Raw genomic sequence first — 22,748 nt, 5'->3', positions numbered from 1 at the left:
GGAAAAACGGCCGATCCTCGACCAGTTCAGCGCCGATCGAACACGCTCTTGATTCGCGAGACGATACCGTTATCTTCGTTCTGGTTCGTCTGTCGGTCGTCGTGTTCTTCCGCCATGATCCAGAGGGAATGTGGGTACTTCTCCCACTAAAAAATGACGGATTTCGACACTTACCGCTAAACTGTCGGTTCCAACCGGGGCGGACTCGAGAGACGGTCGTCGAGTCACGGAAGACCAGTCTGCTTGTTCGACTACCGCTCGAGAATCGGCTGCTCGGTCCGGTGAGTCGGGTGTTTCTCAGCCGAATTTTCCAGTGATGTAGTCTTCGACGCGGTCGCTCTCGGGGTTTTCGAAGATCTTGTTCGTGTCGTCGAACTCGACGAGGTGTCCGCCGGTGAGAAAGACCGCGGTCTTGTCCGAAATACGCGCCGCCTGTTGCATGTTGTGGGTGACGATAACGACGGTGTACTCTTCGGCTAACTCCTCGACCAGGTCCTCGATCTTCGAGGTCGCGACCGGATCCAGCGCGGAGGCCGGTTCGTCCATCAGTATAACCTCGGGATCCGGCGCGATCGCTCGAGCGATACAGAGTCGCTGTTGCTGGCCACCCGAGAGATCGAGCCCCGAGGAATCGAGCTGGTCTTCGACCTCGTCGAGCAGGGCCGCCCGTTCGAGCGCCGTGTGGACCTGTTCGTCGACGTCGTCGGCTTTCCCCTGCACGCGGAGGCCGTACGCGACGTTGTCGTAGATCGATTTCGGGAACGGGTTCGGCTTCTGGAACACCATGCCGATCTTCCGGCGCAGGGCGACCGGATCGACGTCGTCGTCGTAGACGTTCTTGCCGTGAAAGCTCAACTCGCCGTCGACGCGAGCGATCTCGATGAGGTCGTTCATCCGATTGATCGAGCGCAAGAACGTCGACTTTCCACACCCGGAGGGGCCGATGAGCGCAGTGACCTTCCGTTCGGGAATCTCCATGTGGATCCCGTGAAGCGCCTGTTCGTCGCCGTAGTAGACGTCGAGATCTCGAGATTCGATAACGGGATCGGCGACGCGTGGCGTTCCAAGCGGCGCATCTTCCTGTTCGGTTTCCGACCGGAAATCGTCGGTTTCGGACTTCGATACGGTTCGTGGCCCACCGGCGTTCGCGGTCATATACGGTAGTTCATTGTTCGGTGTCAGGCAGTTACCTGTTCCGGATCGATCGTCCGACCCGGCGTTCGCCGGCAGCATCGACCGCGCTCGAGGATCGATACACCGGGAGCGGTTCGTACGGTACAGTACACCGCCCGGTTCCTAAATAGGGTGCTATGATCCCTCCCAATTCGAACTGTGATCTATATAGTACTATGAAGGGCTGGTGGATCCCCGACTGATACGGTTTACGATGATAGAGTACCCGTCGACTGGAATCTCAAAAAAGCCCGCTCAGGATCGGCATCGATCAACTGCGGGGGTCGTACCTGTTTCTGATGAGGATCGCGACGGCGTTCATCAACAGCAAGATCGTGAGCAAGACGACGATCCCAGCGGCGGCGACGTGTTGAAACTCCGGTTCGGGTAGGGTTGCCCACTCGAAGATCATCATCGGCATCGCGCTGAACGAACTCGTGAGTCCGTCGGGTGCGACGAAAAGCGACGTCGCAGCACCGACCATGAGGATCGGAGCCGTCTCGCCGATCGCCCGCGAAAGCGAGAGGATCGTTCCCGTCATGATACCGGGAAGTGCACGCGGCAAAACGACGTCGCGGATGACCTGCCACTGGGTCGCACCGACGCCGTAGGCGGCCTGGCGCTGGGAGTCAGGGACCGCACGGAGCGCCTCCTGCGTGGAGACGATGACGATCGGTAAGATCAACAGCGTAAGCGTCAACGCACCGGCGACGAGACTCGAGCCGAGTTGCATCCCCCGGACGAAAATCGCCAGACCGAGCAGTCCGTAGACGATCGATGGAACGCCCGCGAGGTTCGCGATGTTGGCCTCGATGAACGACGTCAGCCAGTTCTCGGAGGCGTACTCCTCTAAGTACACCGCCGCGCCGACGCCGAGGAAGACGGTGAAGACGGCGGTCAACGCGATGAGAAAGATCGAACCGACGAGCGCGGGGTAAATCCCGGCACCGCGGCCACCGGGGAGGAAGTTCTCGATCACTTGCGACGGCGGATACGTCAGAAACTCCCAGGTGACCCAGCCCCACGATTCGTAGAGAACGTCCGCGATCAGGGCCACGAGTGCGACGATACCGACGAGCGTCGACGCGAAACAGATCGCCACGAAGACCCGACCGATCATCCGCTTTCGCTCGATGTCGTCGGTTCCCTCGGCGAACGGGTTACTCGTACTCATTGGTACTCCTCTCTGTACCGCGATTTGATCCACAGGCTGATCAGGTTCATCGAGAGCGTCATGGCAAACAGCGTCAGGCCGACCGCGAACAAACTCTGATACCCGATCGATCCGACCGAGACGTCGCTAATCCCAATCTGGACCATGTACGCGGTCATCGTCTGGATCGGCTCGAACGGATCAGTCGTTATCTGGGGACTCATCCCGGCTGCGAGCGTCACCGCCATCGTCTCTCCGATCGCCCGCGAAAGCGCGAGAATGTACGACGCGATGACCCCCGACAGAGACGCGGGGACGACAACCCGCGTCGACACCTCGAACTTGGTCGCACCGAGCCCGTACGCTGCGTTCCGGAGATCGTCAGGAACTGCAGACATCGCGTCCTCGCTCAGACTCGAGACCATCGGGATGATCATGATCCCGACGACGATCGCGCCGGCGGCCGCGTTGAACGTCCCGGTGTCGGGAACGAAATACTGGATGATCGGCGTGATAAACGAGAGCGCGAAGAAGCCGTAGACGATCGTCGGAATCCCCGCGAGGATCTCGAGGGTCGGTTTGACGATCTTCCGAACCTGTGGATCGGCGTATTCGGAGAGATAGATCGCCGTCGCAGTGCCGATCGGGATCGCGATGAGCGCCGATCCGACCGTGATGATGAGCGTTCCCCAGACGAGCGGCAACACGCCGTAACTTCGGGGCCGGATGACGGGCGACCACTCGGTTCCGGTCAGATACTCGAGGATCGACACCTGCTGGAAGAACTCGACGGAGCCCTGAATCAGGACGAGAATGATACCGAGGGTCGTGAGAACGGTAACCAGCGCACACGAGAAGAAGACGTACCGGATCGCCGCGTTCTTCCGGTCGTCGATGCCGCGAGCGCCCCCCGTCGTTATCTCGGCCGTTTCCTCGGCCTGGCTCATCCCTGAACCTCCGCGATCGCGTCAGCGAGTTTCGTTTCGCTCGTTTCACGGACCTCGTCCGGGATCGCGTAGTAGCCGACCCGTCTGGCGGCCCACTGCGTCCACGTAAGCTCTTCACCCGGCCTGACGATGTCCGCCTCCGTCGCCTCGCCGTCGATCTCCTCGAAGTAAAACTGCGCGAACCGTCGGAACTCGGTTCGGGCGAGCGCGTCGACCCGGAAATAGGTGTACAACGGCCGTGTCAGCGGCTGGTACTCGCCGCGTTCGATCGTCGCCAGCTCCGGTTTGACGCTCCCGTCGCCGTCGTCGACGCCGAGGAGCTTGAGATCGTCTTCGTTCTCGTAGTAGTAGCCGGCACCGCCGAATCCCAGCGCGTGGCGATCCCCGCGAACGCCACGGACGATCACGTTCGTGTCCGCGCTCGCGGCGTAATCCGAACGAATGTTTCCGATCTCGCCGGTTATCTCCTCCGTGAAGTAGTCGAACGTACCCGACGCCGGATCGCGCCCGTACAGTTCGATCTCCTCGTCGGGCCACCCGTTTCGGACGTCGTTCCACGTCTCGACGTCCGAACCGGACTCCCAGATCCGTGCGAGTTCGTCGACGGTCAGAGACTCACACCAGTCGTTTGCTGGATTCGCGAAGACTGCGATCCCATCTAACGCGGTCTCGAGTTCGACGTACTCGATCCCGTTTCGATCACAGCGTTCCTGCTCTTCCTCGAGGATCGGCCGACTCGCGTTCTGTGCGTGCGTTTCACCGCCACAAAACCGCTGGAATCCCGCTCCCGTTCCGGAGCCGCGTACGGGGATTTCGACCTGATTGTTTCGCCACTGAAATTCCTCGGAGACGACGGCCCCGTGAGGAAGCACCGTATTACTCCCGTCCATCCGGATTTCACCTTCGAGCCCGCTGTCTTTCCCTCGTGTGATACACCCCGCGAGCCCGGAAAGCGCCCCACCGGCAGTGCCGAGCAAAACGCGACGCCGAGAAACCCCGTCGGCCCGACCAGCCTTCGGCTCGTTTGGCATTATCAAGAAAGAGGTGAGATTCCGTCTAAATACCCTACTATGTTTGCTATATATTCCTATATTAGACAACGGTTGACGGGGTCAGTTGTACACACACGGTCCAGAATCCGCGCCTCATATCCCTCAGGGACCAGACAACCGAGGATTTTCTCGAGTACATAGATCGAGCCAGATTTATGTTCTCGGGATCGGAACCCGATACCATGGAGACGCGAAAGGTGCAGGTGACGGGAGGGTCGACGTACACCGTCTCCCTGCCGAAAGACTGGGCGACTGCAAACGACGTCAGTGCCGGAACGACGGTCGAATTTTATCCCGAAGACGACGCTTTGCTGTTGACGCCACAGAGCGACGTCGAACGACAGGAGGGAACGCTCGACGTCTCCGACCTCGAGGGCGAGCGACTCACCCGGGCCGTGATGACGATGTACGTAAGCGGCTTCGACATCATCCGACTCGAGGCCGGCCGTATCACGACCGATCAACGCCGGGCGATCAGGGACGCAACCCAGGGCCTCGTCGGGGTCGAGGTCCTCGAAGAAACGACAGATAGCGTCGTTATTCAGGACCTACTCGACTCCTCGGAACTGTCGATCGTCAACGCCGTCTCCCGAATGCGCCTGATCGCGACGTCGATGCTCGCGGACGCGATCACCGCCCTCGTCGAAAACGACGACGACATCGCCTACGACGTCATCGAGCGCGACGACGACGTCGACCGACTCTGGCTCGTCGTCTCACGCATCTTTCGAGCCACGCTCCGCTCACCGAAAGCAGCCGAAGAACTCGGCGTTCCCCGTGAGGACTGTTTCGACTTTCACTCGAGCGCCCGCCAGCTCGAGCGCGTCGCCGACCACGCGGCCAAGATCAGCAATCTGGCGCTCAAACTCGACGATATCCCCGACGGCGTCGCCGACGGGCTGTCCGACCTTCGCGCCGATGCTGCCGACGTCCTCGAGAAGGCGATGGACGCCCTGTTTGCCGAGGAGAGCGAGGAGGCGAACCGACTCGGCCACGCCGCTCGCGAGGCAGTCCTCGAGATCGACGAACACACCCGCCGGATCGACGATATGCTGCGCGAACTCGATCCGGTCCAGGCACAATCGCTCGGGTTGATCGTCGACTCGCTCTCTCGAAGCGCCGACTACGGCGGGAACATCGCCGAGACGGCCCTCCAGAAGGCGGCACCGCGGCCCTGACTGATCGCTCTCGAGCCCGACAATTCGAACGAAAAAAGACGACGAGTTACTCGAGGAGAACGGCGTTGACCTGGCCGGTCTGGCCCGGTCGGGACGTCACGCGGGCCTCGCCCTCGGAGGTCGCGATGACTGCACCCTTCGTGATGATGTTTCGGCGGACGTAGTTCGGGTTCGCGTCGTTCTCGACGACATCCTCGATATCGGCCGAAAGGGTGTCGCCGCCGTCGTTGACGCTCGCGACGTTCGTCGCCAGCGCTCGCGTCTTCGTGCCGTTTCCGCGGACATCGACGGTGCGGAATCGCGGCTCGCCGACCTGCGTCTCGGTCGGAAGTCGGCCGAGTTCGTCCTTGCGGCGCTTTCGAACGTTCTTCAGTCGACCGCCGGTCCGCTTTCGCGTAGAGCGTCCCTGATCTTGCATACCCGGGAAAAGATCCGGCGAATACTTGAATGCACGCTTTCGTATCGACGATTTCGTCTCGGGGCCCCTCGCGACAACTCGTCGAAATTCGTCATCACTGGCCGCTGTCGCCGCCGGTCGGGTACACTCACAGATCCCGGTGTGAGAGGCGAATCCTGATCGTGAGAGAGCCGTCGTCGATCGAAAATCGACCTCTTGGGCGGCCGTTGTCGGTCAGTTCCGGGACCCACGACACGACTGCGATCTCCGGTTGGCCGGCCGGTCTCACCGGTTGATCGGCCAGTGAGACCGTCCGACTGAGACACCTGCCCGTATCATGCAATTTGCCGCAAGTCGTAATCGGAGCGACCGGGCACCGTCCCGCGGTCTCCGGTACACAGGGACAGCAATCCGTATCAATCGTCCGGCACCAGACAGTACGCGTGACCCGGCTCCTCGAGGACCGTCGGTTCGTCGTCGTCCCAGTAGTTCGAGAAGACGCCGCGTTCGGCGTAGTAGATCCGGTCGCCGTCGGGGATCGCACCGCCGGTGACGTGGCCTCGATTCTCCACTCGCCACCGACGTTCACCGGTCTCACGATCGAGCGCGTAGAGGTGGGTGTCGTAGGAACCGGCGAGGATCGTCTCGGCCGTCGCCGTCACCGAGCCGATGACCCGCCCGTTGACGTTCGCCGACCACAGCTCCTCACCGGTGTCGGTATCGAGCGCGTAGACGTGGCGGTCGTCGCCGCCGACGTAGACGACCCCCTCCTCCGGATCGAGCGCCGGGTTCGACATGATCACCCGACCAGTCTCGAACGACCACTCCTCGCTTCCGTCCTCGAGGTCGAGCCGGTAGAACCGACCGTCCCAGGAGCCGACGAACGCTGCACCGTCGTACACCGGCGTCGTTCCTTTGATCTCCGCGCCGAGATTGAAGCGTCCGCCCGCCATGGAATCGCCGTCCGGTCCGTCCTCGCCGCCGGCCTGATACGACCAGGCGAACTCGAGGGAGGGAAACTCCCAGCAGTAGACGACGCCGTCGTTCGAGCCGGTGACGAGGCGGCCGGCGTCGCAGTCGATCGCGGGCGAGGGATGGGGCATCCCCCAGATCCGATCGTCGCTCCACGTCGGCGTCCCCGTTTCGGCGTCTATCTCCCAGAGTGCGCCGCTTGCGGGATTGCTGTACTCCGCCAGCAGGTAGAGCGTTCCGTCGATGTACGCCGGGCTCGAGCCGATCGCGATCGAGCCGTCGAACTCGCGGACCCCGGTCCGCCAGATCAGTTCTCCCGTCTCGACGGCGATTGCGTACAGCGCGCCGTCGTAGCCGCCGATGTAGGCGACGTCGCCGACGACCGCCGGCGTGCCGTGAAAGCCGAGACTCCACGAGGCCGCCGTCTCGAGCGTCCATCGCCGTTCCCCCTCCGGTGTGACCGCGTGAACGTCGCCCGCGTCGCTCGCGACGAGAACGGTTTCGCCGTCTGGCGTCGGTCGCGGCGTCGATTTGGCCGCCGTGTGACCGATGCGGTTGACGGGGAACGACCAGTCGACGCGAACGTCGGACGGGACGACGGCCTCGGGGTAGTAGCCGTACCGTCGCAATCCCCGGCGAAACATCGTCACGTCGTCGTCGACCGGCCGTGGATCGGTCGGCGAACCGGCCGCTTCGATCGCTCGAGAGCAATCGGGCGCCGTCCGCCTGACGCGCCCGAGCGAGCCGACTAGCGACAGAGTACCGACGGTACCGATGCCCGCGAGCAGCCCCCGCCTCGAGATCCGTTCGCGGCCGACCCCAGGTCGTCCAGCCGCGGATCGTGGTCCGTTCACACCTCTTCTCGTTCGGTTACGCAGACTCGAGTAGCAAAATCCCGTCGCTTTCGACCTGCAGATACTGCCGGACAGAACGATGTGGCGATCGGTCGCCCTCCTGCCGCCGTCTTCGATGGCGACGGCCGCGAATTCGCGACCGCCCTCTCACTGGCTTCTGTCCGACAGTATGAGAATAGACGCTCTCGAGAACTTCGTTACAAAAACCGCTCGACTCCCAGTCTGGCCCGCGGTTCCGCCCATCGAACCGGACATATCTCCTCGGTGCGTTCGCCCCCGCCGTGATGGCGCGAACCGATGTGATACCACCGTTCACGATTCACGCCGTCCGCGGGTTTAACACGGATGACGCGGCCAGATCGGTCGATGGCCGTCGCGTTGCTCGAGTTCGTCGTCGATCCGTCGTTTTCGATCCGGTTGCTCGCGTGGATCCTGGCCGGATCGGCCCTCGGGAGCGTCAGCGGTCTCGTTCCGGGACTTCACGCGAACAACTTCGCCCTCCTGCTGGCCGGATTCGCGGTCGCCGTTCCCGGCCCGCCGCTTTTCGTCGGGTGCGCGATGCTGTCGGCGGGCGTCGTCCACACGTTCCTCAACGCCGTCCCGGCGATGGCACTCGGCGTCCCAGACGCCGAGATGGCGGTGACGGCGCTGCCGGGCCATCGAATGGTTCTCGAGGGACGGGGCTACGAGGCGATCCGCCTGTCGGCGCTGGGAAGCATCCTCGCGGTACTCGCCGCGGTGCCGCTGGCGATTCCGGTCACCTACGCCGTGATGGCCGCGTACCCGACCGTTCGAGCGAACCTTCCGCTCGTACTCGCGATGGTCGTCGTCGCGTTGATCGCCGCGGAACGAACCTGGCGGGCTCGAGCCGGTGGAGCCCTCTCGTTCGTGCTCGCCGCCGGGCTGGGTGCGCTGACGCTCGACCTCTCGCCGGACGCGCCGCTCGAGGCCGGAGGGATGCTAGCACCGCTTTTCGCCGGGCTGTTCGGCGCACCGGTGTTGATCGACGCGGTTTTCGGAAGCGGGATCCCGGAGCAAAACGACGAGACGATCGCGCTCCCGCGGTGGCTCCTCGGTGCAACGGCACTGGCCGGCGCGCTCGCAGGGGCGGTCGTGGGCTACATCCCGGGCATCTCCGCCGCGATAGCCGCCGTTGCGGTGCTGGTACTCGTCCCCGGCGGCTCCGGCAATCGAGGCTACATCGTCGCGACTAGCGGCGTCGATACGGCGAACACCATCTTCGCCCTGTTCGCACTGGTCGCCATCGGCCAGCCCCGGACGGGCGTAATGGTCGCCTTCGAAAACGCGAACGCGCCGCTCGAGCTTCCAGTATTGCTTCTGGCCGTCGTCGTCGCCGGCATACTCGGTTTCGTCCTCGTGATCGTCGTCGGAGATGCCTACCTCGAACTGGTCGGGCACACAGCGTACTGGAAGATTTCGACGGCCGTACTCGGGATCCTGTTCGTCCTCTCGTACCTGTTTACCGGCGTCCCCGGAATCGTGGTGTTCCTCGTTGCGTCCGCGATCGGGCTCGTTCCCGTCAGGTTGCGAGCACGGCGGGTACACCTGATGGGCGTTCTCATCGGCCCGTTGATTCTCTGGACCTGATCGCGGTCGTCGTCTATCACCGGTGGCCGTCGACTCGAACGACGACCGACCCTTCTCGACCTCGACTTTCAACGAACGTGTTCGTCCCCGTCCCAGAGAGTGGGAATCGACGGGGTGTTCAATGGTTTCCTCCCGTAATATCACGGTGAGTTATATGACCAGATTCACCACGAACCGTCGAACGTTCCTGAAGGGAGCGGTCGCGACGGCTGGAACAGCAGTCGTTGCAGGATGTAACGACGACAACGGCAACGGCAACGGTAACGGCGACGACGACGGCAACGGCAACGGCGAAGCCGCGATCGAACCCGGCACGGACATCCGGTTCGACGGCCAGACCGCCGGCTGGGAGGGCCTCGAGCCCTCGGAGATCGAAGGTGAACAGAACCCGACGCTCGTCCTCGAGGAGGGTGAATCGTACACCATCGGCTGGACCGAAGGCGACGGCTCGCTGCACAACATCGAGATCCGCGACGACGGCGGCGACGTCGTCGACGACCTCCAGACGGACGAGGTCGACGACCCGGGCGACGACCAGATCCTCGAGTTCGAAGCCAGCAGCGAGATGGCCGAGTACGTCTGTGACCCCCACGAGACGACGATGGTCGGCGAAATCCAGGTCGAGTAAGGGTATCAGACGAACCGGTCGGCGGTCTGGGCTGTCTCCATCGAATCGGCGCTCGTGTCCGTCCGTGTCGACCGTTTTAGAGGAATACCGTCCCAAACTCTCGAGATTCGATCGTCCCTTTCTCGAATTCGGCGACAGAGACGGTTATAGTAACGGCCCGGTTTCCGGGAGGATATCGTGAGCGGGTGTGCAATGACGTTCAGTGGCTACTATACTCTTCGGCTGGAACGGGTTCGACGTCTTCGTGGCCGATTGTATCGACGGGAAACGTATCGTTACGAACGGCGTGTGTGCGCTGTGGGAACGGGATCGAAATCCCCTCGCGATCGAACGACCGGACGATCGCTTCGATCGCGGCCGTCCGCGCGTCGAGTTTCCGTCGCATCGTCGGATCGGCGATCCAGATCCGACACTCGAGGACGATCGCCGAATCGTCGAATCGTTTGGCGACTACCTGTGGATCGGGTGCGTCTTTGACCAGTTCCAGGTCGGAGACGGCGTCGACGATTATCGAACGGGCGCGTTCGGGGTCGTCCTCGTAGTCGATTCCGACGTCGATGTCGACGCGAAGCTGATCGTTCTGCGAGAAGTTCGTCAGTTGGCTGTCCGTGATCTCGTCGTTCGGAACGAGAACGCTCCGGTCGTCGAACGTCTGAATCTCCGTGGTGAAGATGGTGACGTCGGTGACGATGCCGGTCGTTTCGTTGACCGCGATCCAGTCACCGACCCGGAACGGCCTCGAAAACAACAGGATGAATCCAGCGAGCATCGCCGTCAGCGTCTCTCGAGCGGTCAGCGCGACGATCGCGGTGATCGCGCCGGCACCGATGAAGACGTTCGTCAGGTCGATTCCCCAGAGCGTCAGCAGGACCGTTCCCGCGAACGCAACGATCGCGATGTCGGCAACGTGGTATGCGACTTCGCTCTGGTGTTTCGTGATCGCGTCCGTCTTCGCGAGGGCATCTATCGAACGGTTAACGAATCTGATCGCCATGTACGCGGTCAAAACGATCGCGGCCGTGATGAGTTGTTGTGCGGCGAGCCACCGGTCGATCATCACCGCCTGGAGCGTGTACTCGAGGACGAACGTGACGTGCCAGATGACGCTGAGAGCGTAGACCGCCACGACGACGAGCGAGCCGAGGGCGAGAAGCACCGCGCTTTCTGAAAGTTGGAGACCGTATCGGCGCGCGAGCGCCGGTTGAACTCGGGAGATGCCGCCGATGCCGAGAGCGACGAGGACGCCGAGAGAGAGGGTTGCGAGTAGCTGTGTCTCGAGCGTGGCGAGATACGTCTCCTGTATCTGCGGGATAGGCCGGGGTCGAAGGCGAGATTGAAGCGCAACAGCGCTCCACATCGCTTGGAACATTTCGGGGTCGATGATAACAGACGCAGTCTACTTGTGTTGGAAGCCGGCATGTTCAAGATCTACGGCCGTATAGCGTGGGCCGTCTATCGATCGTGTCGACCTCGTCTTCCGGTATTCTCCCCGGCGGTGAATCGGGCCGGAACCCGTCGCGTTTCCCGTCGACTCCTCCGAGAAACGGATTTCCATACCGGTGTGGCGGTGGGGCTGCAACGCGTCTGCGGTCACACGGTACTGACGGAGCAGACGGTACTGACGGATAGTAGACGGTACTGACGGGTAGTAGACCGACTCAGTCGTCCGTCCACTTGATCGAACAGCCCTGCGACGGTCGCCACTCGAGGTCGACATCCTCTCCCGCGAGGACGGCGTCGATGGCTTCCCGAACGTAGAATTGCGAGGGATCGTCGTCGGGGTTCGGCGCGTCGTCGAGTCGACCCTGATAGACGAGTCGAAACTCCCCAGCGTCGCCGCTCGAGGTGTTGGCGAAGAGGAACGGATCCGGCGTACACATCGCACCGTACTCACGGGCGACCGTCTGGCTCTCGTCGCGGAGGTAGGCGTCGAAGTCGATCCTGCCGTCTGCGACGAACTCCTGCATCCGTTCGAAGGAGTCCTCCGGGTACTCTTCGGCGTCGTTCGGATTGATCCCGACGACGGAGACGTCGCCGTACGCCGCGGCCAGTTCGTTCATCAGGTCGAACTTCGCCTGGGCGTACGGACAGTGATTGCAGGTGAACACGAGCAAGATCGCCTCGTCGTCGGCGAATCGCTCGAGCGTGTACGTCTCGCCGTCCACACCGGGTAGTTCGAACGCTGGTGCTCGGTCTCCGGCGTCCAGTTCCGAATCGGATTCCTGTAGGGCCATGTCGTGTCCTTGCGTGTGCCGATTCAAAACCGTTTGTGAGTTCGAGTCCCTATAGTAGCCACTGAACGTCATTGCACACCCGATCGCGGGACGGATCGGCGATCGGTGTGTACATCGTTTCAGTTGTTACTATAGCCACAAGCCGGGTCGGTACCGTCGCTGGTCGACGGTCCCGGCCTCGAGGAACGCCGGGACGGCCTACATATTTGTACCTGCCACCTCATCGGTGAATTATGAAGACGCTCGAGGTCACTGACGAACAGTACGCTTACGTGCAACACCTCCGGGAGGAGATTTCCGAATCGGTCGTCGGCAAGTACGGATTCGTTCGCGAGCAAGACGCGATCCAGTTTCTGATCGACAACCTCGACGAGGATATCGAAATCGACGGCGAGTTCGATTCCTCGGCGACCGACGACGTCGCGGCCTCCGTCGGCGCGGCGATCGACGGCGATCCCGACCCCCACGAACTCGAGGAAGTCTCCTACGACGAGGCGGAGAAATCGGCCGACAGTCCGGCGGAGTCCGCGACCGAGGTCGGCGAGAAGACCGACGGCGATGCCGACGGTGTCGACGACTCGGAGACGGAGTCCGTCGATGACGAGGTGGACGAACCGGGCGATGAAAGCGGTACCAGTGCCGACGAGGACGCCGAAACCGATGACAGTGTCGACGAAGGCGGAGCCGACCTCGGCTCGAGCGAGAGTGGCGAAGCGGACGACGACGATATGCTAAACGAGATGATGAGCCTGCTCGACACCCACGACGACAAGTGGGAGGAGTCCTCGTCGGCCGACTACCGGTACACCGTCACGCTCCCCGACGACTCGAGCGAAGACGTGCAGACGAAAGACGACGTGCGGGCTCTACTGTTCAAAAACTATCGGTGACCGTCGGACGGCGTTCCACTGCAGGGCCGCGAACGACCGACCGTTATCGACCGCCCAGACCGAGTGTACGAATCGAGGCGTTCGAGCACGCGTCGGCCGACACCAAGAGACAACGCTTTTACTCGCTCTCGCGCATCGAAGTTGTATGAGCGAACGCGAGGTGCTCGAGTCCCTTCGTGAGAACGCGCGGTACTCCGCGGCCGACATCGCGCGAATGACCGACCTCGAGGAAGACGAGGTCGAGGCAATCATCGAGGAACTCGAGGCAGCAGGCGTGGTTCGCGGCTACCAGGCGGTCGTCGACTGGGACAAACTGGAAGACGAACGCGTCCGCGCCGAGGTCGAGTTGAACGTCCGACTCGACCGGGAGACGGGGTACAGCGACATCGCCGACCGCCTCGCACGGTTTCCACAGGTCACGGCGTTGCGTCTGGTCAGCGGCGACTACGACTTCGACATGGAGGTCGAAGGCGACTCGATTCGCGAGGTGTCCCAGTTCATCAGCGAGAAGGTCGCACCGGTCCCGGAGATCACCCAGACGGTCACACACTACGTGATGACCTCCTACAAGGAAAACGGGATCGAACTCGGCGACGGCGACGAGGACGACCGGCTCTCGTTTTCACCCTGATCACCGATGACGATCGAACTCTCAGACCGGGTGAAGACGGTTCCGCCGTCCGGAATCCGGCGGTTTTTCGAGATCGCCGAGGAACGCGACGACGTCATCTCGCTGGGCGTCGGCGAACCCGACTTCTCGACGCCGTGGGCAGCCCGCGACGCCGCGATCACCTCCCTCGAGCAAGGAAAGACGTCTTACACGGCGAACAAAGGCAAACGCGAACTCAGGGAGGCGATCGCCGGCTACGTCGCCGATCGATTCGACCTCGGCTACGATCCCGGCGAGGAGATCATCGTCACCGCCGGAGCGAGCGAGGCGGTCGATCTCGCCTTCCGGGCGCTGGTCGACCCGGGCGATACGGTCGCGATCGCCCAGCCGTCGTACATCTCCTACGAACCGGGGGTGATCTTCGCCGGCGGCGAGGTGTGTCCCGTCCCGACGAAAGAAGAAGACGAGTTCCGACTCACCGTCGATGGACTCGAGGACGCGGGTGCGGCGGACGCGGACCTGCTCGTGTTCTGTTATCCGAACAACCCGACCGGCGCGATCATGCGCGAGTCCGACCTCGAGCCGATCGCGGCGTTCGCACGCGAGCACGACCTGACGGTCCTCTCGGACGAGATCTACGCCGAGTTGACCTACGACGGAGAACACACGTCGATCGCGACGCTGCCGGGCATGCGCGAGCGGACGATCGTCTTCAACGGCTTCTCGAAGGCCCACGCGATGACCGGTCTCCGGCTGGGATACGCGCTCGGTCCCGCGGACGTCGTCGGTGCGATGAACAGGATCCACCAGTACACGATGCTCTCGGCCCCGACGACGGCCCAGTACGCCGCCCTCGAGGCACTCGATTCCTGCGAGGACGACGTCCGCGAGATGATCGACCAGTACGACCGCAGACGGCGGTTCGTCCTCTCGCGCTTTCGCGAGATCGGGATGGACGTCTTCGAGGCGAAAGGCGCGTTTTACTGTTTCCCCGAGGTCCCCTCGGGGTGGACGGCCGAGGAGTTCGCCGAAACGGTCCTTCGCGAGCAGGGCGTCGCCGTCGTCCCGGGCGACGTCTTCGGCGAGGGCGGCGAGGGCCACCTCCGGGTGTCTTACGCGACGAGCCTCGGCGATCTCCGTGAAGCGCTGACCCGTATCGAGGCGTTCCTCGAGGAACAGGCCTAACGGCGCGGTGTCCCCCGCGGGCACGATCTGCCAGTCGCTTTTTCGGTGCCGACCGCTCGACGGCTTCAGGGTAACGATCGATCGAGAGCAGCGGGAGACGGTACCGTCGATCAGGAAGGATTATTCACCTCGCCACCGGTCGCGTTCGTATGACGGAATACCGCCCCATTCCCGACCGGCGGGAGGTCTTTCACGAGTACGCGAGCTACGCGTTCAGCCCGGAATCGGGCGTTCGACCGTACGATCCCGACGAACACGAAACCCCACGAGCGAACCTCGGCGTCCGCCGCGGCGTCTTCGCGCGTGACGGTGACGATCGACCTCGAGCGGTCTGCAAACACTACTGGTTCGAGGGCTACGTTCGCGGCGACCGCTATCCGATCACCGGCCTGGCTTCGGTCGCGACCCCACCGGAGAACCGACGCAGCGGCGACGTTCGACGGCTGATCGCTCACTCGCTCGAGGAGTACCGCGACCGCGGAACCGTCCTGACCGTCCTCTGGCCGTTCAACTACCGGTTTTACCGACGCTTCGGCTGGGAGACGGCACACAGAATCGTCACTCACGAGTTCGACCCGGCCGTTCTCTCGTTCGCGAAAAACGCGGGCGCGACGGGAACGTTCTCTCGAGTCGATCCCGACGAGTTCGAGACGCTCGAAGACGCCTATGCAGCCTCCCCTCCGACTCTCGCGTTCGATCGGACCGAGGGATGGTGGCGACACAGGATCTTCGAGGGGTACGAAACCGATCCGTTCGTCTACGCGTACGAACGAGATGGCTCCGTCGTGGGGTATCTGATCTACCAGATCGACGGCGAGTGGGGGGAGAAAACGATGTCCGTCTCGGAACTCGTCGCCGTCGATCACGAGGCGCTGCTGGCGCTGCTCGGCTTCTGTTACGATCACGACTCCCAGGTCGAAGACGTCGAACTCCGCGTTCCATCCGAGTTTCCGCTGCGCGACCTCTCGATGGACCCCGAAGAGATCGAGACGACTGTGGAAAACGGCCCGATGGTCCGGATCGTGGACGTCGAAACGGCGCTCGCAGCGCTCGCGCAGCCGGACGCGAACGCGTCGATCACCCTCGAGATCGAGGACCCGCTCGCGGACTGGAACGACGGACGATTCCGCCTCGAGACGGCGAACGATCGCACGGTCTGCGAGCGCGTCGACGAGTCCGTAGCCGTCGATCCCGACGCGACGGTCGACGTCGCGGCGCTCTCGCAAATGGTCGTCGGCAGTCGATCCGCGTCCGCCCTCGAGCGAACCGGCCGACTCGAGGTAGGAGATTCCGACGTCGTGGCGGCACTCGAGGAGGCGTTTCCGGAAACGCAGGTCTATCTCGGCGACCGATTTTGATACGCCACTCCTGACGGTCAGCTCACCCCCGTTTGCTCACCGCTGGGGGTTAGATTTGGTTGCGGATCGAGGGCCGGAATTCGACGATTCGAGTCTCGAAGCCGACACTGAAGTCGATGGCTCTCGAGACTCGAGTATGGTTCGCGTTCTCTCCGACGATGCGATCGCGTCGGTTCTCGACCTCGAGGAGCTTCTCCCCGTCGTCGCCGACGCCTTCGAGAAACAGGCGTCGGGGGCGGTCGACCGGCCGGAGCGCCCCCACTACCCGATCGGAACCGGGTTGAAGCCGGACGACCCTGAAGAGCCGGTCGGAACCGGGCTCTGTATGCCCGCGTACCTCCACGGGGCGACGTACGCGGCGACGAAACTCGTCGCCGTCTGCGAGGACAATCCCGAACGTGGGCTCCCGACCGTCACGGCACAGATCTCGCTCGTCGACGCCGAAACGGGCCAGCCCGCCGGTTATCTGGCCGGAAATCGTATCACGAACGCCCGGACCGGTTGCATCGGCGGCCTCGCAGCCAGAGAACTCGCGGCCGACGGGCCGATCGATCTCGCGGTGATCGGTGCCGGAACCCAGGCTCGCTGGCAGACTCGGGCGATCGACGCTGCGGTCGGCTCTCGCCTCGAGTCGGTCCGAATCTACTCGCCGACTGCGTCCCGATTCGACTGCGTCGCCGACCTCGAGGCCGAACTCGACGTCCCGATCGAGGCGGCCTCGGGTCCCATCGAAGCCGTCGACGGTGCGACGGTCGCCGTCACGGCGACGACGAGTACCGAACCGGTGTTTCCCGGGGACGCGCTCGCAGACGGGACGCTCGTGATCGCCGTCGGGGCGTACACGCCCGAGATGCGCGAACTCGACGACACTACGGTCGCTCGAGCGGCCCGCGTTTTCGGGGACGTCCCGGACGAAGCGGCCGAGACCGGGGATTTAAACGGTCACGACGACCTCGCGGTGTTACCCTTCGGCGACGTGGTCACGGGGGATCGAAGCCGGCACTCTGAAGACGAAATTATCGTTCTGGAGTCCGTCGGAACGGCGGTACTGGACGCCGCGAGTGCGGAGTTCGTCTTCGAACGCGCGAGTGCGGAGGGGATCGGAGCGACGGTTTTATTATAGTCTGACTGGAACGAAACAAGAACCAGGGGATCATACGTCGCGTATTCGTCGGCCACGACACTGAAATACGGGCTTCGCAAAGTAATTCCTGACTGTCCGTCGATGCTGTCAACGAAGGGTGTCCTGCCAGGGGGGCCAAATACTGTAAGCGGGCTGGTGGGGGTGAGTGAGCGACAGTGACACGTCGATCGGTACCAATCGTCGATCGCGTCACGGACGCGTTCTTCGCGCTCGATACGGATTTCCGGTTCACGTACGTAAACGATCGGGCGGAGACGCTTCTCAAACGATCGCGGGCCGAACTCATCGGACGCGTCATGTGGGACGAGTTTCCACAGACCGTCGAAACGCAGTTCCCTGACGGGTTCCACCGAGCGATGGACGAACAGGTCCCCGTCTCGTTCGAAATCTACCACGCGCAACTCGAGACGTGGTTCGAGGCGCAAGCCTACCCGTCCGAAGACGGCCTCTCGGTGTACATGCGCGACGTCACGGATCGAAAGAGCCAGGAGACGACGCTGGCCCAACACGCCGCCGTCGTCGAGGCGGTTCACGACGGGATCGCCACGCTCGATCGCAATCGGGAGATCGTCACGGTCAACACCGCGATGGAGGAATTTCTCGGATCCGACCGGGACGAACTCGTCGGCGAACACGTCGAAATCGTTCCCGAACTGGCCGCTATCGACGACGATGACGCAATCGAAATCGGTCGCGCGATCACCGACGTCGACATCGGCACCGCCGAGACACGTACGGTCGAGGCCCCGTTTACCGACGCCGACGGGACCGATCGGATGGGCGAGTTCCGATTCGTCCCGATCGAAGACGACACGGCGACCGTCGCGGTCGTCGTCCGTGACGTCACCGACCAGTACGAGTACGAACGCATCGCCGCCTCGCTCCACGAGATCACGCGATGGCTACTCGAGTCAGACGACCGACAGGAGATCTGTGCGATCGCCGTCCACGCCGGCAGCGACCTGCTGGATCTCCCGATAAGCGGCGTCTGGTTGCTCGAGCAGGAGCAGGGGTATCTCGAACCCGTGGCGGGAACGGCGGGAGCTCACGACGAGTTCGGCGGCCTCCCGCGATTTCACCCGAACGAGGGACTGGTCTGGGAGGTGTTCGAGGCAGGCGACGTCGAACGGTTCGACGACCTCGAGGCCGTCGACGGACTCTACAACCCGGAGACGCCGATCCGGTCGGAGATCATCGCTCCGATCGGAACACACGGCGTCATCATGACCGGCTCGCTCGAGCCCCACCAGTTCGACGAAACCGACGTCGAACTGGTTTCGACGCTCGCAGAGAACACGCGAGCGGCCCTCGACCGCGCCGCTCGAGAGCGCGTTCTCCGGGAACGAACGAGCGAACTCGAGCGCCAGACGGAGCGACTCGAAGGGATCGCGGACGTCCTCTCGAACGATCTGAAACGCCAGCTCAAGAGCGTCGCCAACGGGCTCACCGTCGATTCGGAAACCGACTGGGAGTTCCCCCTCGAGGAGCAATCGATCGACGGCCGAGAACGCGGCGCGGACGATCCGTCCAACGACTGGGAGTTCCCCCTCGCGGAGAACTCCGTCGTGGAGACGCTCGACCGGGCGGAACGTCTCATCGACGACGTCCGCGAGTTTGCTCGCAACGCCTCGACCGTTCGGTCCCGGAGTCGGGTCCGTCTCGACCGCGTGATAGAAGAGGCAGCAACCGCGTCGCGTCTCGAGGAAAACGCCGTCTTCGTCGAGCGAGCGGCGACGCTCAGAGCCGACCCGGATCGACTCATTTACCTCCTCGAGACGGCGTTCGACGACGTCGCGGCACGCGCAAACGCCGAGTCAGTTGCAGTGCGAGTCGGACTCACTGGGATCGACGAACCGGGTCAGAGCCGTGGCTTTTTCATCGAAGACGACGCCCCGGAGAACCCGCCGGTTGCGACCGACCAGCTTCTCGATCCGACGACGGAGTACCACGCGGCGATCGACGGTCTCGGTCTCACCCTCGTTCGGGCGATCGCGGAAGCCCACGACTGGAACCTCGAGATCGAAACGGAGGACACGGTAGGGACGCGAATCGACGTTCGAGGCGTAATGACGCTCGAGGCTCGGGAGTAGCGACGCCGAGGCCCGAGAGTAATGCCGTCGGAGGCTGGTGGTACTGACGTCGAGGCCCGATGATGATTGCCGCTACTCGTCGATGAGCGACTCCCTGGTGATGTCTCGACAGAGCTGTCTGCGATCGTCTCCCTGGAGCAACTCCGAGACGGTCTCGTCGATACGAACGCGCAACACGGTCATCCGATCCTCGAGTCGTGCGTACTCTTCGCTCGCTTTCCGCTCGGCTTCGGACTTGCGTCGGTCGAGTATCACCTTCTTGGATGCGAGCGCGAACAGTTCCTGCAGTTGCTCGTCGTACGTCGATCGGAGCAACAGCTGATCGATTACCTCGATCAACTCGGCTTTCGAGACGGGTTTGACGAGGTAGTCGTCGAATCCCATCTCGACGATGTCGAAATCGGGCTCTACCGCCGTCACCATCGCAACTCGGCAATCCAGACCCCGCTCTCGGATCGTCTCCAGGACCAGATCACCCGACAGTTCCGGCATTCGACGATCGAGCAAAACGACGTCGACGTCCCCGTCGATCGACTCGATCGCTTCCACCCCGTCGTAGGCGGTTCGTACTTCGTATCGCTTCTCGAGCCGAGAGGCGTACAGGTTCGCGAGGTCCGGTTCGTCCTCGGCGATCAGCACGGACGGTCGATCGGGTGTCATCGAACGAGTTTCCTCCACGCTATCGCCGTTATCTGTACGCTGTACCCATATCAAAATAGCGGACAATCCCAGAGAGGCGGGATACTGATCGCGATGTCATCGACCCACGACTGAAGTCGTGGGCTTGTCCGTGGACTCCCCGTCTGCCGACGAAACGTCGGAGGCGGTGTGAAGTGTGCGGTCCGCAGCACCCGGGGGCGGTTCACTCGAGTTCGGTCTCGAGTGTCTCCCGCAGGGAGCCGATCGTTGCCGCGTTCCGCGTGATCGTTCGGTCGCCGACGGAGAGTTCGAGCGCGTCGCCGTCCGTTGCCCGGCCGAGTGAGACGACCGGCGCGATCCCGTCGAAGGCATCCCGGACGGTTTCGGACGAATCGGTCTGGATCAACGCGCGAGCAGGCTGTTCGTGAAAGAGTGTGGCTGCGGGTCCGCCCGCCGACTCCGGGATCGAAATCTCGAGGCCGGCGTCGTCGGAGACCATCTCTGCGAGCGCGACGGCGAGTCCCCCGTGGCTGACGTCGTGGACCGCGAGCGTCGACTCGTCGTCGGCGACCGTCGCGAGCGTCTCGACGATTTCGGATGGGTTCTCGGGCAGGGACGGGAACCGGTCGCTGCCGCCGAACCGGGCGAGATACTCCGAGCCGCCAAGTCCCGCCCCATCCGTCTCGAAGCCGAGGTCGCCGACCAGCAAGAGCTCCCCGCCGGGTTCGACGGACATCGGCGGCGCGTCGTAGCCGTCTTTGGTCCCGACCAGCGCTAGCGTCGGCGTCGGCGGAATCGGTCCCGTCGCGGAGTCGTTGTACAGCGAGACGTTTCCGCCGACGACCGGCGCCGACAGCGACTCACACATCTCGGCGAGCCCGTCGACGATTCCCCTGAAGCCGCCGTAGACGTCGGGTTTCTCCGGATTCCCGCCGTTCAAGCAGTCGACCGCCGCCAGCGGCGTCGCTCCCTTCGCCGCGACGTTCGTCGCGTTCTCGAGTGCGATCGCTCGCGCACCTTCATACGGCGCAACGTCGGTCCAGTTCGGCGCGGCTCCGGCGGAAATCGCCAGCCCGATCCCCGTCTCCTCGCCGCTCGACGTCTCCGCGGCTCGCGAACCCGCACTCGCCTCCCTGATCGCGACGATAGCGGCGTCGTCGCCGGGACCGACGCTCGTCCGGACGCCGACCTCGTGGTCGTACTGGCGGTAGACCCACCGCTTCGAGGCCGTGTTCGGACTCGAGACGACCGCGTCGAACGCCTCCTCGATATCGACGTCGGGCCGGTCGACCTCGGGTTCGGCCGGCTCCTCGTGTGGGAGGTCGTTCATGGGTGCGCCCTCACCGAGGAAGTGGGCGTCGACGTCGACGACCGTCTCCGGCCCGTCGCCGTCGTCGAACGTACAGACGTAGTTTCCGTCAGTCACGTCGCCGATGACCGAACAGCCGAGATCGAACCGATCGGCGATCTCGCGGACGCGGTCGACGTTCTCCGGGTCGACCTCGTAACACATCCGCTCCTGGGACTCCGCGAGCAGGATCTCCAGGGCCGACATGTTCGGCTCGCGCTGGTGAACCCGCTCGAGTTCGATGTGTGCGCCGAGTCCGCCCTTCGCGACCAGTTCGCTCGAGGCCCCGCCCAGCCCAGCAGCGCCGAGGTCCCTGGCGGACTCGATCAGACCCTCCTCGATCAGCACTTCGTTGGCCTCGATCAACAGCTTCTCCGCGTACGGGTCGCCGACCTGGACCGCGGGTCGATCCTCGGTTTCCGCGTCTTCCGCCAGATCCTCGCTCGCGAAACTCGCACCGCCGAGCCCGTCGCGGCCGGTCGCGTTCCCGACGAGCACCAGTTTGTTCCCCGGCTCCTGTGCTTCGGCCGTGACGAGTCGCTCCTCGTTCGTCAGGCCGATACAGGCGACGTTCACCAGCGGATTCCCCTCGTAATCGGGGTGGAAATCGACGCTTCCCGCGACCGTCGGCACGCCGATGCAGTTACCGTAGTGGCTGATCCCCTCGACGACGCCATCGAGGAGGTATCGCGAGTGCTCGCGGTCGAACTCCCCGAAGTAAAGCGAGTCCGCAAGCGCGATCGGGTACGCACCCATCGAGAGCGTGTCCCGAACGATGCCGCCGACACCCGTGGCGGCCCCGTCGAACGGATCCACGTAGGAGGGGTGGTTGTGGCTCTCGATCCCCATCGTGATGTACGTCTTACCGTCTCCATCGGCGTCGCTCTCCGGCAACGCGACGACCGCCGCGTCGTCGCCCGGCCCGATGACGACCTGCTCGCCCTCGCTGTCGAACGCCGAAAGCAACGGTCTCGAGGAGCGGTACGCACAGTGCTCGCTCCAGAGGTTCTCGAACAGCGCCGCCTCGGCCGGGGTCGGCTCGCGCTCGAGTTCCGAAACGACGAGTTCGCGGTCCGAATCGGCTAAACTCATTCACGTCAATGGTGGTCCGTAGCCGGTAAATGGGTTTCTATGTGCACGTTCGTGCATCGTCGACTCGGTTCGCAACTCGCCGGACGTTCGTCCGTCGTCCAAGACCGCTCTCGAACTGATACCTTGAGGGGGACCGTCAACCTCGACGGAGCGACGACGTTCGTTCCGGTCGTTCTCACGTCCAACGGGCGGACCG

At 63.4% G+C, this 22,748-nt stretch carries 19 protein-coding genes; 9 read left to right on the top strand and 10 right to left on the bottom strand.

The window, feature by feature from the left end; genetic code table 11:
• Positions 1-297: 297 nt before the first annotated feature.
• The 4 genes from pstB to EA473_RS06750 all read right to left on the bottom strand — a co-directional run bounded on the left by pstB (position 298) and on the right by EA473_RS06750 (position 4,304).
• Positions 298-1,155, bottom strand: a complete 858-nt coding sequence (pstB, locus tag EA473_RS06765; RefSeq protein ID WP_124194905.1) for a phosphate ABC transporter ATP-binding protein PstB — start codon at positions 1,153-1,155, stop codon at positions 298-300.
• A gap of 289 nt (positions 1,156-1,444) precedes the next feature.
• A complete protein-coding gene (gene pstA / locus EA473_RS06760; RefSeq protein ID WP_124194904.1) occupies positions 1,445-2,347 on the bottom strand; it encodes a phosphate ABC transporter permease PstA in 903 nt (300 codons plus the stop codon).
• Positions 2,344-3,273: a phosphate ABC transporter permease subunit PstC gene (gene pstC / locus EA473_RS06755; protein WP_124194903.1), complete on the bottom strand. Its 930-nt coding sequence runs from the start codon at positions 3,271-3,273 to the stop codon at positions 2,344-2,346. The genes pstA and pstC overlap by 4 nt, the downstream gene beginning before the upstream one ends.
• The gene (locus EA473_RS06750) at positions 3,270-4,304 is read right to left on the bottom strand and encodes a PstS family phosphate ABC transporter substrate-binding protein (RefSeq protein ID WP_124194902.1); all 1,035 of its coding nucleotides are present in this window, start codon (positions 4,302-4,304) and stop codon (positions 3,270-3,272) included. Before EA473_RS06750 ends, pstC begins: the two co-directional genes overlap by 4 nt.
• A 203-nt stretch (positions 4,305-4,507) precedes the next feature.
• Here EA473_RS06750 and EA473_RS06745 point away from each other — a divergent pair, with 203 nt between their 5' ends.
• On the top strand, positions 4,508-5,503 hold the full coding sequence (locus EA473_RS06745; protein ID WP_124194901.1) for a phosphate uptake regulator PhoU: 996 nt from the start codon (positions 4,508-4,510) through the stop codon (positions 5,501-5,503).
• Positions 5,504-5,549: 46 nt separating this feature from the next.
• On the opposite strand, the gene EA473_RS06740 is transcribed toward EA473_RS06745, so the two are convergent.
• Both EA473_RS06740 and EA473_RS06735 read right to left on the bottom strand, forming a co-directional pair.
• Complete coding sequence (locus tag EA473_RS06740) at positions 5,550-5,921, bottom strand: 30S ribosomal protein S8e (protein WP_124194900.1); 372 nt, start codon at positions 5,919-5,921, stop codon at positions 5,550-5,552.
• Positions 5,922-6,316: 395 nt separating this feature from the next.
• Positions 6,317-7,726 (bottom strand): outer membrane protein assembly factor BamB family protein, encoded by a 1,410-nt coding sequence (locus EA473_RS06735; protein ID WP_124194899.1) that lies wholly within the window; start codon positions 7,724-7,726, stop codon positions 6,317-6,319.
• 366 nt (positions 7,727-8,092) lie between these two features.
• Here EA473_RS06735 and EA473_RS06725 point away from each other — a divergent pair, with 366 nt between their 5' ends.
• The gene (locus EA473_RS06725; protein ID WP_124195050.1) at positions 8,093-9,334 is read left to right on the top strand and encodes a tripartite tricarboxylate transporter permease; all 1,242 of its coding nucleotides are present in this window, start codon (positions 8,093-8,095) and stop codon (positions 9,332-9,334) included.
• Positions 9,335-9,488: 154 nt separating this feature from the next.
• A complete protein-coding gene (locus EA473_RS06720) occupies positions 9,489-9,962 on the top strand; it encodes a twin-arginine translocation signal domain-containing protein (RefSeq protein WP_124194897.1) in 474 nt (157 codons plus the stop codon).
• A gap of 199 nt (positions 9,963-10,161) precedes the next feature.
• On the opposite strand, the gene EA473_RS06715 is transcribed toward EA473_RS06720, so the two are convergent.
• Both EA473_RS06715 and EA473_RS06710 read right to left on the bottom strand, forming a co-directional pair.
• Complete coding sequence (locus EA473_RS06715) at positions 10,162-11,319, bottom strand: mechanosensitive ion channel family protein (RefSeq protein ID WP_243645200.1); 1,158 nt, start codon at positions 11,317-11,319, stop codon at positions 10,162-10,164.
• 301 nt (positions 11,320-11,620) lie between these two features.
• A complete protein-coding gene (locus EA473_RS06710) occupies positions 11,621-12,196 on the bottom strand; it encodes a thioredoxin family protein (protein WP_124194895.1) in 576 nt (191 codons plus the stop codon).
• Between the two features lie 233 nt (positions 12,197-12,429).
• Between EA473_RS06710 and EA473_RS06705 the strand changes: the two genes are divergently transcribed.
• From EA473_RS06705 to EA473_RS06680, 6 genes are all read left to right on the top strand, one after another.
• The gene (locus EA473_RS06705; protein ID WP_124194894.1) at positions 12,430-13,086 is read left to right on the top strand and encodes a hypothetical protein; all 657 of its coding nucleotides are present in this window, start codon (positions 12,430-12,432) and stop codon (positions 13,084-13,086) included.
• A 145-nt stretch (positions 13,087-13,231) separates the two neighbouring features.
• A complete protein-coding gene (locus tag EA473_RS06700) occupies positions 13,232-13,717 on the top strand; it encodes an Lrp/AsnC family transcriptional regulator (RefSeq protein WP_124194893.1) in 486 nt (161 codons plus the stop codon).
• A gap of 6 nt (positions 13,718-13,723) precedes the next feature.
• The gene (locus EA473_RS06695) at positions 13,724-14,881 is read left to right on the top strand and encodes a pyridoxal phosphate-dependent aminotransferase (RefSeq protein ID WP_124194892.1); all 1,158 of its coding nucleotides are present in this window, start codon (positions 13,724-13,726) and stop codon (positions 14,879-14,881) included.
• Positions 14,882-15,030: 149 nt separating this feature from the next.
• Entirely contained in the window at positions 15,031-16,239 is a 1,209-nt protein-coding gene (locus EA473_RS06690) for a GNAT family N-acetyltransferase (RefSeq protein WP_124194891.1), read from the top strand.
• A 136-nt stretch (positions 16,240-16,375) separates the two neighbouring features.
• Positions 16,376-17,362, top strand: a complete 987-nt coding sequence (locus EA473_RS06685) for an ornithine cyclodeaminase family protein (RefSeq protein WP_124194890.1) — start codon at positions 16,376-16,378, stop codon at positions 17,360-17,362.
• Between the two features lie 176 nt (positions 17,363-17,538).
• Positions 17,539-19,473, top strand: coding sequence for a PAS domain-containing sensor histidine kinase (locus tag EA473_RS06680; RefSeq protein ID WP_124194889.1), 1,935 nt, complete (start codon positions 17,539-17,541; stop codon positions 19,471-19,473).
• A 72-nt stretch (positions 19,474-19,545) separates the two neighbouring features.
• Here EA473_RS06680 and EA473_RS06675 read toward each other — a convergent pair whose 3' ends face one another.
• Together EA473_RS06675 and purL are read right to left on the bottom strand one after the other, a co-directional pair.
• Positions 19,546-20,133, bottom strand: coding sequence for a response regulator transcription factor (locus tag EA473_RS06675; protein WP_124194888.1), 588 nt, complete (start codon positions 20,131-20,133; stop codon positions 19,546-19,548).
• Positions 20,134-20,335: 202 nt separating this feature from the next.
• Positions 20,336-22,552, bottom strand: coding sequence for a phosphoribosylformylglycinamidine synthase subunit PurL (gene purL, locus EA473_RS06665; RefSeq protein ID WP_124194887.1), 2,217 nt, complete (start codon positions 22,550-22,552; stop codon positions 20,336-20,338).
• Positions 22,553-22,748 lie beyond the last annotated feature (196 nt).

This window comes from Natrarchaeobius chitinivorans (assembly GCF_003841505.1).
Taxonomy (GTDB): Archaea; Halobacteriota; Halobacteria; order Halobacteriales; family Natrialbaceae; genus Natrarchaeobius; species Natrarchaeobius chitinivorans.
This window is presented reverse-complemented; position numbering and strand designations above follow the sequence as displayed.

Excerpts from the sequence above, each read along its gene's own strand:
- EA473_RS06745 (WP_124194901.1), top strand. The coding sequence starts at position 4,508 with ATGGAGACGCGAAAGGTGCAGGTGACGGGAGGGTCGACGTACACCGTC.
- EA473_RS06700 (WP_124194893.1), top strand. The coding sequence starts at position 13,232 with ATGAGCGAACGCGAGGTGCTCGAGTCCCTTCGTGAGAACGCGCGGTAC.
- EA473_RS06705 (WP_124194894.1), top strand. The coding sequence starts at position 12,430 with ATGAAGACGCTCGAGGTCACTGACGAACAGTACGCTTACGTGCAACAC.
- pstA (WP_124194904.1), bottom strand. The coding sequence starts at position 2,347 with ATGAGTACGAGTAACCCGTTCGCCGAGGGAACCGACGACATCGAGCGA.
- EA473_RS06695 (WP_124194892.1), top strand. The coding sequence starts at position 13,724 with ATGACGATCGAACTCTCAGACCGGGTGAAGACGGTTCCGCCGTCCGGA.
- EA473_RS06710 (WP_124194895.1), bottom strand. The coding sequence starts at position 12,196 with ATGGCCCTACAGGAATCCGATTCGGAACTGGACGCCGGAGACCGAGCA.
- EA473_RS06685 (WP_124194890.1), top strand. The coding sequence starts at position 16,376 with ATGGTTCGCGTTCTCTCCGACGATGCGATCGCGTCGGTTCTCGACCTC.
- EA473_RS06750 (WP_124194902.1), bottom strand. The coding sequence starts at position 4,304 with ATGCCAAACGAGCCGAAGGCTGGTCGGGCCGACGGGGTTTCTCGGCGT.
- EA473_RS06740 (WP_124194900.1), bottom strand. The coding sequence starts at position 5,921 with ATGCAAGATCAGGGACGCTCTACGCGAAAGCGGACCGGCGGTCGACTG.
- pstB (WP_124194905.1), bottom strand. The coding sequence starts at position 1,155 with ATGACCGCGAACGCCGGTGGGCCACGAACCGTATCGAAGTCCGAAACC.
- EA473_RS06675 (WP_124194888.1), bottom strand. The coding sequence starts at position 20,133 with ATGACACCCGATCGACCGTCCGTGCTGATCGCCGAGGACGAACCGGAC.
- purL (WP_124194887.1), bottom strand. The coding sequence starts at position 22,552 with ATGAGTTTAGCCGATTCGGACCGCGAACTCGTCGTTTCGGAACTCGAG.
- EA473_RS06725 (WP_124195050.1), top strand. The coding sequence starts at position 8,093 with ATGGCCGTCGCGTTGCTCGAGTTCGTCGTCGATCCGTCGTTTTCGATC.
- EA473_RS06715 (WP_243645200.1), bottom strand. The coding sequence starts at position 11,319 with ATGTGGAGCGCTGTTGCGCTTCAATCTCGCCTTCGACCCCGGCCTATC.
- EA473_RS06720 (WP_124194897.1), top strand. The coding sequence starts at position 9,489 with ATGACCAGATTCACCACGAACCGTCGAACGTTCCTGAAGGGAGCGGTC.
- EA473_RS06690 (WP_124194891.1), top strand. The coding sequence starts at position 15,031 with ATGACGGAATACCGCCCCATTCCCGACCGGCGGGAGGTCTTTCACGAG.
- pstC (WP_124194903.1), bottom strand. The coding sequence starts at position 3,273 with ATGAGCCAGGCCGAGGAAACGGCCGAGATAACGACGGGGGGCGCTCGC.